This window comes from Nitrobacter sp. NHB1 (genome assembly GCF_036964665.1).
Classification (GTDB): Bacteria; Pseudomonadota; Alphaproteobacteria; order Rhizobiales; family Xanthobacteraceae; genus Nitrobacter.
The window spans coordinates 271,284-283,945 of record NZ_JBAMDA010000001.1 but is presented as its reverse complement, the minus strand read 5'-3'; the positions used below and the strand labels follow the sequence as shown (position 1 = coordinate 283,945).

The 12,662-nt window shown below is 58.7% G+C and carries 11 protein-coding genes and 2 pseudogenes; 8 read left to right on the top strand and 5 right to left on the bottom strand.

The window, feature by feature from the left end; genetic code table 11:
• Window positions 1-39: 39 nt before the first annotated feature.
• The 3 genes from V4R08_RS01365 to V4R08_RS01355 are packed head-to-tail and all read left to right on the top strand — an operon-like array spanning window position 40 to window position 5,391.
• Window positions 40-1,959 carry an autotransporter outer membrane beta-barrel domain-containing protein gene (locus V4R08_RS01365; RefSeq protein WP_335577689.1) on the top strand — a complete coding sequence of 640 codons (1,920 nt, stop codon included), beginning with the start codon at window positions 40-42 and terminating at the stop codon, window positions 1,957-1,959.
• A 41-nt stretch (window positions 1,960-2,000) separates the two neighbouring features.
• Window positions 2,001-4,013 carry a type I secretion system permease/ATPase gene (locus V4R08_RS01360; RefSeq protein ID WP_335577688.1) on the top strand — a complete coding sequence of 671 codons (2,013 nt, stop codon included), beginning with the start codon at window positions 2,001-2,003 and terminating at the stop codon, window positions 4,011-4,013.
• 34 nt (window positions 4,014-4,047) lie between these two features.
• The gene (locus V4R08_RS01355) at window positions 4,048-5,391 is read left to right on the top strand and encodes an HlyD family type I secretion periplasmic adaptor subunit (protein ID WP_335577687.1); all 1,344 of its coding nucleotides are present in this window, start codon (window positions 4,048-4,050) and stop codon (window positions 5,389-5,391) included.
• Between the two features lie 16 nt (window positions 5,392-5,407).
• Here V4R08_RS01355 and V4R08_RS01350 read toward each other — a convergent pair.
• A pseudogene (locus V4R08_RS01350) lies at window positions 5,408-5,578 on the bottom strand (sulfite exporter TauE/SafE family protein); the annotation flags it as partial.
• Between the two features lie 155 nt (window positions 5,579-5,733).
• On the opposite strand from V4R08_RS01350, the gene V4R08_RS01345 reads away from it, so the two are divergent.
• Entirely contained in the window at window positions 5,734-6,012 is a 279-nt protein-coding gene (locus V4R08_RS01345; protein WP_335577686.1) for a hypothetical protein, read from the top strand.
• Between the two features lie 29 nt (window positions 6,013-6,041).
• Here the strand turns inward: V4R08_RS01345 and V4R08_RS01340 are convergent.
• The 3 genes and pseudogenes from V4R08_RS01340 to V4R08_RS01330 all read right to left on the bottom strand — a co-directional run.
• A pseudogene (locus tag V4R08_RS01340) lies at window positions 6,042-6,596 on the bottom strand (formyltetrahydrofolate deformylase); the annotation flags it as partial.
• A 127-nt stretch (window positions 6,597-6,723) separates the two neighbouring features.
• A complete protein-coding gene (locus V4R08_RS01335) occupies window positions 6,724-7,017 on the bottom strand; it encodes a hypothetical protein (protein ID WP_335577685.1) in 294 nt (97 codons plus the stop codon).
• Between the two features lie 178 nt (window positions 7,018-7,195).
• Window positions 7,196-7,768 (bottom strand): hypothetical protein, encoded by a 573-nt coding sequence (locus tag V4R08_RS01330; RefSeq protein WP_335577684.1) that lies wholly within the window; start codon window positions 7,766-7,768, stop codon window positions 7,196-7,198.
• Between the two features lie 129 nt (window positions 7,769-7,897).
• Between V4R08_RS01330 and V4R08_RS01325 the strand changes: the two genes are divergently transcribed.
• Window positions 7,898-8,632 carry a hypothetical protein gene (locus tag V4R08_RS01325; protein WP_335577683.1) on the top strand — a complete coding sequence of 245 codons (735 nt, stop codon included), beginning with the start codon at window positions 7,898-7,900 and terminating at the stop codon, window positions 8,630-8,632.
• A 153-nt stretch (window positions 8,633-8,785) separates the two neighbouring features.
• Here the strand turns inward: V4R08_RS01325 and V4R08_RS01320 are convergent, their stop codons facing one another.
• The gene (locus tag V4R08_RS01320; protein ID WP_335577682.1) at window positions 8,786-9,004 is read right to left on the bottom strand and encodes a helix-turn-helix transcriptional regulator; all 219 of its coding nucleotides are present in this window, start codon (window positions 9,002-9,004) and stop codon (window positions 8,786-8,788) included.
• A 79-nt stretch (window positions 9,005-9,083) separates the two neighbouring features.
• On the opposite strand from V4R08_RS01320, the gene V4R08_RS01315 reads away from it, so the two are divergent.
• From V4R08_RS01315 to V4R08_RS01305, 3 genes are read left to right on the top strand one after another with little or no spacing between them, the layout of a single operon-like run.
• Complete coding sequence (locus tag V4R08_RS01315) at window positions 9,084-9,902, top strand: YqaJ viral recombinase family nuclease (protein WP_335577681.1); 819 nt, start codon at window positions 9,084-9,086, stop codon at window positions 9,900-9,902.
• On the top strand, window positions 9,886-11,031 hold the full coding sequence (locus V4R08_RS01310; RefSeq protein ID WP_442935610.1) for an ERF family protein: 1,146 nt from the start codon (window positions 9,886-9,888) through the stop codon (window positions 11,029-11,031). The genes V4R08_RS01315 and V4R08_RS01310 overlap by 17 nt, the downstream gene beginning before the upstream one ends.
• The gene (locus tag V4R08_RS01305; protein ID WP_335577679.1) at window positions 11,028-12,308 is read left to right on the top strand and encodes a DUF2130 domain-containing protein; all 1,281 of its coding nucleotides are present in this window, start codon (window positions 11,028-11,030) and stop codon (window positions 12,306-12,308) included. Before V4R08_RS01310 ends, V4R08_RS01305 begins: the two co-directional genes overlap by 4 nt.
• The last annotated feature ends 354 nt before the right edge of the window (window positions 12,309-12,662 follow it).

Here is a 12,662-nt window from a genome sequence, read left to right as displayed (position 1 = left end):
AATGGGGACGTTTTGCGTGCCTGAAGGCAGGAGGCTCCCATGATGCCCGGCGGTATAACCGAGATCATCTGGCATTTCGCAGGATATCTTCGAATCTTCGACGACATAGCCCGCGACCGCATCGCACTTGACGAAGGCGACTATCGCTCCGATACGCAGGACTACACGACCCATCGGCCTCAATTCACGTTCACGCCGACCGATGATGATATCGATAGCCGTCCTGTCGCTATGCAGGACGCCCAGGCGATTGATGACCCGAATCACCACCTGCCGCTTTCGCATCTCCATCCAGCATCGGAATTCCATCTCGACCGGTTTGGTCCATCCCTCGCGCAAGGCGTTCTGACACCGATCAATCCGGGTACTGGCGGCGGTGGCGGCGGCGATGTCATCAGGGTTGTCTATCAGGAAGGCGGCGAACAGAGTGAAATCCAGACGCATCAGTTCAACAATATGTACAATGACGATGCACTGGTCGGAACTCACGACACCAATCTTCTGATTGCGCTGGAGACACAAGCCGACCACGCCATTGCCCAGATGGCCGCCGGCGCCGACGCGGCAATTCCAGCCGACTGGTACGCACCGCAACATACCGATGCACTTCCAGCTTTCGTTGCCGCGCACGATCAGGCCTGGGCCGATCGCGACGGCACGGCCGACCCGCACTCGGTCACGCCCGGATATTATCTGAACGGCGAATTGCAAAACCCCGCGCCGACTCCGCCCGATCAGCTTCCCGCTCCTGCACCGATACCGGTACCTGACCTCGGCCACGGTCTGGGACAGTGGGCGCTCGATGGCGGCAACACGGCCAGCAACGGCGCCTACATCGTCGATCTCACGGATTCGGCGCGAACGATGCTTGTGATGGGCGACTACTTCAAGACCAATGCGATCTTCCAGACCAATTCGTACATGGACAACGATCACATCACGGTCGGAGGATTCGGAGCCAGCATCACGACCGGCGGCGACCAGTCCACCAACATCGCGGACTTCGTCCAGCATCCCGGTGTCTACGAGACAATGCCGAGCTATTTCGCCGGCCCGAACTGGTCCGTCGATGTTGTGCATGGCGACTACTTCAACGTTCGTGCGCTGGTGCAGAGCAACTATCTCTCCGACAACGACGTGACGATGCAGAGCAGCACGAGCACGCACTATGAGGTCCACGCGGGCCAGAACGAACTCGGCAATTACGTGCTGATCAATGACGGGAATTTCAACTACGACCTGATCGTCGTCGGCGGCAGCTACCACGGCATGAACGTGGTCTTCCAGAACAACATTCTCTACAACAACGATACCGTCCTGATGACCGGAGACGGCACGTCTCCGAGCCAGACCGTATCGACCGGTGGCAATCAGCTCACCAACACCGCAACGATCGAGAACTACGGCGGCGACAAAGCCCTGCCGTGGAATTCAGATCTCGACAACCTCATCCACAATATCTCGGGCGGGGCAACAGAACTCGACCCGTCGTTCGGGCAATTGATCGCCGGCAACGGTGGCACCTTCCATATCCTTTATGTCACCGGCAACTACTATGACGTGAACGCGATCTGGCAGACAAACATCGTCTCAGACGCGAACGTGGCGATTCAACTCCAGGGGTCTCCATCGGCTGTCACGGCCGGCTACTACGGCGACAGCTTGGCGACTCAAAACGTCGCCACGGGCGGCAACGTTCTCAGCAACGACGCCGCTATCGTCGACGTTGCAAACACCGACACCCATGTCAACGGACAGGTCTACGGCGATTCCATCCTGATCCAGGCCAATCTCGTGAATCAGGAGTCGGATCACGTCGCTCAGACGAATCCCCAGGCGCTCGTCCCCGAAGTGATCGCCTTTGTCGGACAGGACGACGCGTCCAACAATTCAGATCCGCAGCATCACGCAATCACGGCGCTTCCGCACGACGATCCCATGGCCGGTGTACTCCACTAAATGGACCAGGAATCGAAACTTGTCGGTTGAGGAGAGCGGCAATGAGTCTGAGCGACAATCAAGCCATCCCCAACCTGCCGGCGGAGTCAGGCGATCGCTACTCGAAGGACGCGCTCATAGCGCAGGTCAGAGAACTGGCGCAGAAGCTTTGGCGAAACCCGTTTGAGAGGCCGGCTGAAACGCTCGATGCACGAACGGAAACAACGCCAGCGACTATCCCGCCGACGCGCAATGGAGCCAAAACTCCTCTGGCAGCAGCGAGCGGGCATAATCTTAACGGCAAGGGAAATCTCAATGGCGGCGGCGGTGGCGGCAATCCGCAATTGCACAAGCGTTCCGGCGACAACGAATTTCGGGACGTTCTCGGCAAGGGACTGGCCGCCGCACGACGCAACCTGGTCACCGTTGGCATTTTTTCGCTTGTCGTAAATCTTCTTGTTCTTTCCATCCCCATCTACCTTTTCAACATGTCGGACCGTGTGCTGACCAGCCGAAGCGTCGATACGCTGATTATGCTGTCGTCGATCGTCATTCTGGCTATCGGAGCCCATGTCCTGATGGACATGCTGCGCCGCTTTATCCTGATGAGAGTTGCCGTCGAGACTGAGGCTCGCCTGGGCGGCCCGGTGCTGAGTGCTGCTGCGAAAGCGGCACAAAACGGCTCAAGCCGCGAATTTCAGACCCTCGCCGACCTGCAGCATTTGCGCGCATTCATTACCGGCCCGGTCCTGCTGACGATGTTCGATGCTCCGGTGACGCCCGCTTATCTGGCTGTTGTGTTCCTGATCAACCCGCAACTCGGACTGATCGTCCTTGTATCGAGCGTGTCGCTGGTCGGGGTCGCGCTCATCAACCAGCGCGTGACCGCGATACCCTTCACGCGGGCGAATGCATTCGGAACCCGCGCCAACCTGCAGGCGGAGGCGATGGCGCGCAACGCCCAGGTTATCAACGCGATGGGCATGATTCCGGAAGGGGTCCAGGTTTGGGGCCAGGAGACGGTCGAATCGCTCAAGGCTCAGGTCGCCGGCCACGACCTCAACATCATCATGACCGGCATTTCCAAGTTCCTGCGTCTGGGCACCCAGATCACCATACTCGGATGGGGCGCCTACCTCGCGCTGGAAAGCGAGTTGACGGGAGGCATGATCATCGCGGCATCGATCGTCGCCAGCCGCGCTTTGGCGCCCCTCGAAGGCACGATCGAGGGATGGCGGCATTTCGTGCAGGCCCGTTCGGCCTATAGCCGCATCAAGACCCTGCTCCAGAGTTCGCCGCTCAATCTCGAACGGTTGCGATTGCCGCGTCCGGAGGGCCGCCTCAGCGTCGAACGCATCCTCTACGTTCCCCCGCCGAACAAGAAGGTGATTCTCAATGGCATCAGCTTCCACCTAGAGCCAGGCGAGTCCCTCGCGATCGTCGGGCCGTCCGGCACCGGAAAGACCATGCTGGCGCGAATGCTGGTCGGCTCGATCATTCCGACCGCCGGAAATGTCCGACTGGACATGATGGACCTGCGCAATTGGGACCCGCGCCAGTTCGGCGAAAGCGTCGGCTATCTGCCACAGGAGGTTCAACTGTTTCCAGCGTCGATCAAGGCGAACATTGCGCGGATGCGCTCCGATGCCGTCGACGAGGACATCTTCGATGCCGCTGAAACCGCCGACGTGCATGAAATGATTTCGGAGCTCGCACTCGGCTACGAAACCGTGATCGGCATGGATGGCAGCCCTTTGTCGGGCGGGCAGCGGCAACGGATCGGCCTTGCGCGCGCCTTCTACGGCAATCCACGATTGATCGTGCTTGATGAGCCGAACGCGAACCTTGATGCGAACGGCGAACGCGCACTCGCCAAGGCGCTGATACGCGCCAAGGAGAAGCGAATGACGGTCGTCACCATCACGCAACGACCAGCGCTACTGCAGAGCGTGGACAAGATCATGATTCTGCAAAACGGCTCGGTGCAAGCGTTCGGAACGCGCGCCGAGGTGATTCCGCTGGTGACGGGCCACAAACAACCCAGCGCTTCGGGACCGCCGATGCTCGACGCCTGATCGCGGGGACGGACTTGAGCCTGGAGAGGCGACCATGAGCACGACAATGATAGGCGATCAGCCCTGGCATGTTGATCTGCCGCGCTCGACACGCGGCCACACCATCGCGGGCGTCGTGATTATTGCGACGACGATCATGGGATTTGGAGTCTGGGGCAATACTGCACCGATCGCGGGTGCAGTGGTGGCGTCGGGCGTGTTTGTGGCTACCGGCCAGAACAAGACCATCCAGCACCTGGAAGGCGGCGTGATCAGCGACATCATGGTTCACGAAGGCGATACCGTCGAACCCGGCCAGATACTGGTCAAACTGGACCGGACCACCGCAAAAGCCGAGATGCAACGGCTCTTCCTTCGCGACGCGCGCCTCACAGCCCTCGATGCCCGCCTGCAGGCGCAAGTCCGCGAGGAAGCGAAAGTTCACTTTCCGCCTGAACTGGCGGTCGATTCAAAGGATCAGCAGATACGCAGCATCGTCAGCGCCCAGCTTCTTGCCTTCACCGCGCAACGCAACAATATGAACAGCGAAATTGCCGGAATTAACGACAGCATCAAGGCCCTGGACGAGCGTATCACCGGATCCAAGGTTCAACTCGACGGCGTGCGGCGCCAGATCGTGCTCGTCGACGAGGATATCAAGACCAAGGAACATCTCCTGGCCGCCGGACTCGTGCGCAAGCCGGATGTCCTTCTTCTGCAACGCAACCAGGCCAATCTCGAAGGCGAGGTCGGCCGTATCATGGGCGATATCGGCGACGCCAAGGAACGGATCGCTCGGGCGGTCGAGCAAATCAACGGCGTGCGGAAGACCGCCATCAAGACCGCGGTCGAGCAGATGCACGAAGCGCGCGGCGAACTGGTCGATGTCCGCGAGCGGATGCTGAGCGCAAGAGGTGTTCTCGACCGAACCACGATCCGCGCGCCGGTCAAAGGCGTCGTCGTCAAATTGCGATTTCATACGCGCGGCGGGGTGGTCGAGCCAGGCAAGCCCATCATGGAGTTGTTGCCGCTCGACGAGCCATTGATCATCGAGGCCCGGGTGAGACCGCAGGATATCGACTCGGTCAAACGCGGTCAGGAGGCCATGGTTCGGCTGACGGCACTCAGCCAGCGTGTCACGCCGATGGTGTCGGGCGATGTCATCTACCTCTCCGCCGATACTGTTGCCGACGAGAAAAAATCGCAACAGCTCGGGCCGAGCGACATCTATGTCATTCGCGTGAGGCTTCACAATTCGGAAGTCGCGGCAATCCACGGTTTCAATCCGACGCCCGGGATGCCAGCCGAAGTCTTCGTCAAGACCAGCGAACGGACTTTCTTTCAGTACATCATGAAGCCGATCGCGGACAGCATGTCCCGCGCATTTCGCGAGAGATAGAAGCCTTCCTGTCGGTTTATTGGTGCCGCCAGATCTTGACCGCCGATACCAGCAATAGCGCCGCGAGCAACGGCAGCAAGACGTATGTCGGGACAAGTCCGAGCATGAGTCCGCCGATGAACGTCCCGATCATCGATCCAGCCGCCATGACCAGCACGAATCCCCCGTTCTTGCGCAGCACGCCGAACATAAGGTGTTTAGATACCGAATATCGCATCGCGCGAGCCGCCGCTAATCTTTTGGGAAGGTAAGCCATTCAATGATCCGGTACGGACGATGATGTGCTCCCAAAAGGCCGACGCTGCCCCGCAATCTCCATACCGGGATAATAATCATTCAGTCATGACGTATCGCCTGCTCCGAATTTCGATCCTGCTTTGCGCCCTGCCGATCGTGTGCAGCCTGGGCGGATGCGGCAGCATCAATTCGCATCTGGCGGCCGGAATGGGCGACGTGATTCCGCACTGGGCCGGCGGCCTTCCCGCGGACGCACCGCCGCGGCCCGGTACCGCGAAATACGATGAGATGATGAAGGAGCGTGAACGCGAGCGTCAGACGCCGAAGACAGACAACCCCACCGCCCAATCATCGAGTAACAACGCGATGGGCGCGATCCATTAAAGCAGCGCTCGATTGCCGACCGGCGCGACTCAATCCATGAACACCACGGTTTTGCGGCCGTTCGGGATGACGCGGTCTTCCAGGTGATGCCGGATTGCCAGCACCCGTCACTCGATGTCGCGTCCCTTCCGGACCAGCGCATCGGGAGTATCGCGATGGCTGATGCGCTCGACGTCCTGATCGATGATCGATCTCTCGTCGAGATCGCTGGTGACATAATGCGCGGTCGCGCCGATCAGTTTGACGCCATGCTCATGGGCCTGATGATATGGCCGCGCGCCCTTGAACCCCGGTAGGAAGGAATGATGAATGTTGATGCAACGGCCCGAGAGCTTTGCGCTCATCTCGTTCGACAGGATCTGCATATAGCGCGCCAGCACTACCAGATCGGTGCCGGTCTCCGCCACCAGATCGAGGATGGCCGTTTCCTGACCGCGCCTGATTTCCCTCGTCACCGGCAAATGGTGAAACGGGATGTCGCCGAAATCGAGATGCGCATAGGTCTCGCGCGGATGATTGGACACGATGGCGGTCGGAATCATTTTGAGCTCGCCGGTGCGCCAGCGATACAGAATGTCGACCAATATTGATGCTCGGGCATGGACGCGGGCGATTGGACCGATCGGAAAGATTCCGCCTCCGCTCTATCACCCACATCGGCCTTGCGCCGCTCTTCTGGCTGAGGGCATCAACGGTAACGCAATCCTCACCTCACGTATGAGATAAGTTATTGATACCAAGTAATAAATTGGCTTCGTTTTGGCAATTTTCAAAAACCCACTGCGCCCGATCGCGCAGAGTGAGCGCATATCGTTCGTAGCGATCTAATGCTCCCAGCCGTCGGATTGCATTCGCAGGATCGCCTTCTGACGCTTTTACCAACTCAGCGAGCGCCTCCGACTGAGTCTTGCGGATCCGAGATATCTGAAGCTGGGCCCGGGCGAACGCCTCAGCGGCTCGTTCCAAATCCTTGCTTGCACTCACGCCAAGCAATTTCTTTTTCAAGGAATTCACCCGTCTGATGCTGGCTGGATCAAGCGCAAGGCCCAACGAAAATCCATGCCTCAGCGCATTACGGCTCGATCGAAATTTCCCAAGCCTACTTTTAGGCCCAGTGCTGCGCATAGCGTTGCGCCGATTGGCCGCAATCTGCTTTTGGCTTGCCATCCTGCTGCACTCAATCCTACCGGGCGCGACGAATTCTTTGCCTTATTCGCGGACTTTCCCTGCTGTCTGTCGACGTAGGATTTTCAGGACTCGGCGCCTTCCTTCTTTTCAAATGCCGCTTGATAATTCGATTGCGGCCATTCTCCCTCCGATCAATCATATCGTCCAGTGCATGAACACTAGCCATACGTAAGTGCAGCGCATTGGCGTCGATATCTTCGATCGATATTCCAAGACCATGTACTAGATCTTTGGCAGCGCGCTGGCGCTCTTCGGGACGACCGAAGTAATCCTGCGCAACCTTGAACGCCTTATCAAGGTTCTGACCGTAGGTGGGCCCAAGCAGCATCGCCAGCGACTGCACCCGGGCGCTTTTGACAATCGCCGTTTGCATGCCTTTCAAAAGCTGCTCTTCGGCAACTTTATGGCTGATGTCTCGCGCCTCAAGTTTCTCAAAAATATTCGCCGGCGCAATTTCGCGCTCAACCTCATCGTTCAGCCGTCGAAACCGGTCCGCATTTGCCCGATCGGCAAGCGTCGGCCGACCAACCCAATCGTCGAGATCATCAATCTGAGCTCTTTTGGCCATGGCTAGCCCTCTCCCATCGAACATAAGGCTCCGAACATCTTGAAGCTCGCGGAGCCATAGTTATCATAGAGTTACCATAGAACATCTGCTAATAGTGGACGAACCGCTGTCAACTACGAGATGTCGTATATGGCTCAGATCCCGATTGCACTCGACAGCTGGCAGCTGATCGACACAACCATAGGCTGCGGCGACCAATCAAGTCAGAACTGGCATTTTGACATCCGGGACGGCAACGTCGTGTTACTGAACCACATCCAAGGTCGCCCATACCGCACCGGTATATTCTTGCTCCGCATCATGTGGCCCAAGCGCGCCACTACTATCACCCCTGGATTTGCTATTCTCGCGCACCCAACCTGGGGGACACTTCCCCGAATTATTCCTCTCGCCGGAATACCGACCCCTCTCCCACAAGACCGCGACTGGCGTTTTATATGTCCGATCAAAAGAACTTTTGAGCAGATCCTCTTCCTCGATTCAGAAAGCATGCTGTTTGTGTCGCGCCAGGCGTTAGGTCGGCGCCAGCGGCGATCCGATTTTGCTCGCATTCAGCGGGCGGCTGTGCAGATCCTCCGCTTGGAGCACGAATACGGCGCGCTCGATGAAAACCCTCCCGACATGAGCCCTTGGCTTTTCGACCTACTCAAGGAAGCACGCGAAGCATTGTATCTTGAGTTAAACCTTGCGGCCTGTAGCGTGCCAGAACATGTTCTTGATGACAACGGCCTCCGTAGGATGATCGCCATGTCAAGAATGCGGTCAACAAAACGTGCCGCTCGTCCGGGGCGAACCTACTATCTTGACAAAAGCGGCTCGCCAAAAATGAGCCCGATACTGAAAAAAAGCCTTGGGATATATTGAACTGCAGTTGGCTGCATCCGGTCAGGACATCTACTTTGTTCCTGGCCTTGCCGGTTTGTGAGGACGGCTCTGTAAACTCGCTTATAAAGCGATAATCAGAATGTATCCCCCCGCCTACCAAACGCTGTAGTCAGGTTGACGCATGGGGACGGCTTACCGTTGCGCTGTAGGTCTGCGCAACCTTACTCCTGCGCCGCCACCATTCTCTTCTATAAACACTACGCCCTCGCGCGAGAGCACCCGTCTGATCAAGTTGAGGGTCTCGGGCTCTCCTGCGTAGCGACCAACCTCAATGTTGGTAATTGTGTTGCGGTGAAGCCCAGTAGCTTCCGCCAAATCCCGGACAGTCCAACCCAAAGCGGCTCTAGCCATTCGAACTTGTGCACTTGTCACAGGCATATTATTGTGCTTTTGTCACATGTGCTAATGGCACATGATATAGGAGTTGCTTATGGCAAGTTCAGAAACGAATGGCAGAAGAGCGTTTGTAGGTGGGTCCGATGCCCGAACTATCATGGGGTCAATGGAAGATAAACTGATTCGGCTCTGGCGAGAAAAGCGTGGAGAAATACCAACTGAAGACTTATCGGGTAACCTCGTCGTCCAGCTCGGAACAGTCACCGAAGACCTCAACCGGAGGTGGTTTGAGCGCAATACGGGACAATCCGTCAAAGATGTCCAGCAGCGAATTCATCATCCGGTCCATAAATGGATGGCCGCCACTTTGGACGGCCGCGTGGACCAGACTGGGGCCGTATTCGAAGCCAAATTTATGCTGCCGTGGATATTTTCCGAGGAAATGGCTGCGGAAAAGCACATGGCACAGCTTCAGCACAATATGTGGGTTACCAACGCGCGCTCAGCCATTCTGTCCATCATCACAGGTGGCGGCAAATGGGTCGAGATGACCATCCATGCTGACCCTCTTTATCAACACCTGCTTTTGACCGCAGAGAAGAAATTCTGGCGCTGCGTACAAAATGGCGAGCCCCCTCGACTCTTCGGGGTTGAACCCCCTCGACCACGTTTGGAGGCCGTCCGGGTGATCGACATGAGCGCATCCAACAGCTGGGCCGAACTGGCTTCAATCTACCAACGAACAAGAACAGCCCATCAGGAACATGAGGGCGCCAAGAGCGACCTCAAGAAGCTCGTGCCGGAGGATACCAAAGAAGCTGTAGGTCATGGCATCCGCGCAAAACGATCCAAAAGCGGAGCGATCAGTTTCGAGTTAGCAGATCTGGAGGCTGCCAATGCACAGATCCAGTGAAACCATTGGCGTGATCGCCGCCGCCTTGGCCAAAGCTCAAGGCGAGCTTGCCAATCCCGAGAAAACCCTGACCGCGACCGTCAGGGCACCGTTTCCCCGCGAAGAAACCAAAACCTTTCGCTACGCGTCATTGGCCAGCGGTCTAGATATCATCCGCAAGCACCTTGGCGCCCACGAGATTGCAATCATCCAGACCACGGCGATCAACCGGGATCAAATCCGCCTAACCACGCTTCTGGCCCACGCCTCAGGGGAATGGATTGCCTCCGACTGGCCGGTCTGCGCGGTGGCCGAGCTGGCGGCGCCGCACCGAATGGGCGCCGCGCTCACTTATGCGCGCCGCTATGCGCTGTTCGCATTGGTTGGCATTGCCGGCGAAGACGACCTCGATGCTCCGGATCTCGCTGCCGAGCCCTCGTCACCGCCTGGGCCTCCTACAGCCCCAAATGTTACGCGCAAGCCCCGTAACGGCACCCCGCATCAGCCTCCGCAGCTCGGTCCAATCCCCTCGGCCGCGCTGCGCGACCAGATGCTCGCTGAGATCACCGAGATCGTCGATGGCGACGGCTTGGCGACGTGGATCCACCGTCGGATGCGAGACAAGAACACGCTGACGAACGCCGACGCGCGCACGATCGAGGGGGCCTGCGAGGTGCTTCTCCGGGTCCACCGCGATGACATGGCCGGCCCGATCACCAACCCGATCGCCCCGTCCCCGCCAGGGGAACCCGACGACACTCCTCGCCTGCTGGATGCGGCTTCCATGCCGGCATCGGGCCGGCAAACCGTCCACCCGCTCACCAAACCGCTGCGCCGGCGCAGCAAGGCGCATCTGGCATTCGTCGCAGCGCAGCCTTGCCTGATCTGTCAGCGCACTCCATGCGACGCCCATCACCTCAAGTTCGCGCAACCCAAAGCCTTAGGGCGCAAGGTCAGCGACGAGTTCACGGTGCCGCTGTGCCGAGACCATCATCACGAGCTGCATCGCCATGGCAATGAGGCCGCATGGTGGGCGAATCTGAAGCTGGCGCCGCTGGAGGTGGCGAAAGACCTTTGGCGGACCGATCCCGCCCACACCTCCCCGCGCCCCTGCAGCGGACCGCCGACATCGGCGGGGGCGATGCCATGAGCGATCCCCGGATCGTGTGCCCAAACTGCAGTACGCCGATCAGGTTGACCGACACCGTGGTCGCACCGCTGATTGCCCGGACCCGCGAGCAGTTCGAACGCCAGTTCGCGCGAAAGGATGCGGAGTTTTCAAAGCGCGAATCCAGCATGCGCAAGATGCGGGCTGCGCTTGCCAAGACCCGCAAGGCCATCGACGCCGAGATCGCCAGGAAACTGCGCGCCGAGCGGACCTCGATTGCTAAATCCGAGGAGAAAAAGGTTCGCCGCGCGTTGGCGGGCGATCTTGCGGAGCGCGATCGACGCTTGGCCGAACTGCAGCGCAACCTGAACGCGAACAGGTCCAAGCTGGCAGACGCCCAGAAGACCCAGGCTGAGGTGATGCGCAAAGCACGCGAGCTCGACGATGCCAAACGTGAACTCGATCTGAAGGTAGAGGAGAAGGTGCAGGCTTCACTTGCGAAGGTACGCAGCACCGCGAAAGCCGAAGCCGAAGACCACCTCAAGAACAGGGTCGCAGAGAAAGAAACCCAGATCGCTGGCATGCAGCGCCAGATCGAGCAGCTGCGTCGCAAGGCTGAACAAGGTTCGCAGCAACTGCAAGGCCAAGCGCGCGAGGTCGAAATGGAGGCCTTGCTGTGTCAGCGCTTTCCCGGCGACCTGATCGAACCGGTACCGGTCGGTGTGCCAGGTGGCGACATTCTACATCGCGTGCGCGGCAAAGCCGGCCAAGCCTGCGGCACGATGCTATGGGAGTGCAAGCATACCAGGACCTGGAGTGACCGCTGGCTCGCCAAATTGCGCGACGATCAACGTGCGGTGAAGGCCGAGATCGCGTTGATCGTGTCAAGCGCGTTACCCCATGGCGTAGATAGCTTCGGTTTCATCGACAATATCTGGGTGACCGCACCCCGTTTCGCCATTCCGCTGGCCATGGTCCTGCGGCAATCACTGATTGATCTGGCCGGCACTCGCCTCGCCGTCGAGGGCTGCCGGACAAAAATGGAGATGGTCTATCAGTACCTCACCGGTCCCCAATTCCGGCAACACATCGAGGCCATCATCGAAAAGTTCTGCGAAATGCAGTCCGATCTCGATCGCGAGCGCAGGGCGACCATGCGGTTATGGGCCAAACGCGAAGCCCAGCTCAACGGCGTCATCAGTGCCAGCACACGTTTCTACGGTGATCTTCAGGGCATCGCTGGACGCGCTATGCCGGACATCGATAGCCTCGGCCTGCTCACGATCGAAGACAAGGCTGCAACCGCTACCGTCAGTTAGCGCACTCGCACCGTGGATCACCGCAGGTTGTTCCAAGCCAATAAATTGCGACCGTGTGCCATACGGCCACGGCCGTCGCGATCCGGCTAACGCCATCGGGCCGCGGCAAGCAGCCGCGCTGTTGGCTCTGCTGGATCAGACCGTCGCCTAAACTTCGGGAAGCTCATAGGTGTGCCCTTGACATCAACTCGTCGCAATTATGTTTGTGGTTCCGTTCTTGCTTGGTCAATGCTGCGGTGCCGCTTAATTTTCTCGCAGTTATCGCGAGTGACAAACTGGGAGCGGGGTTATGAGACCCGTGCGCGAGTGGGTGTAGGGCGTTGATTTAACCGATAATCGTCGGCGGTTCTGGCA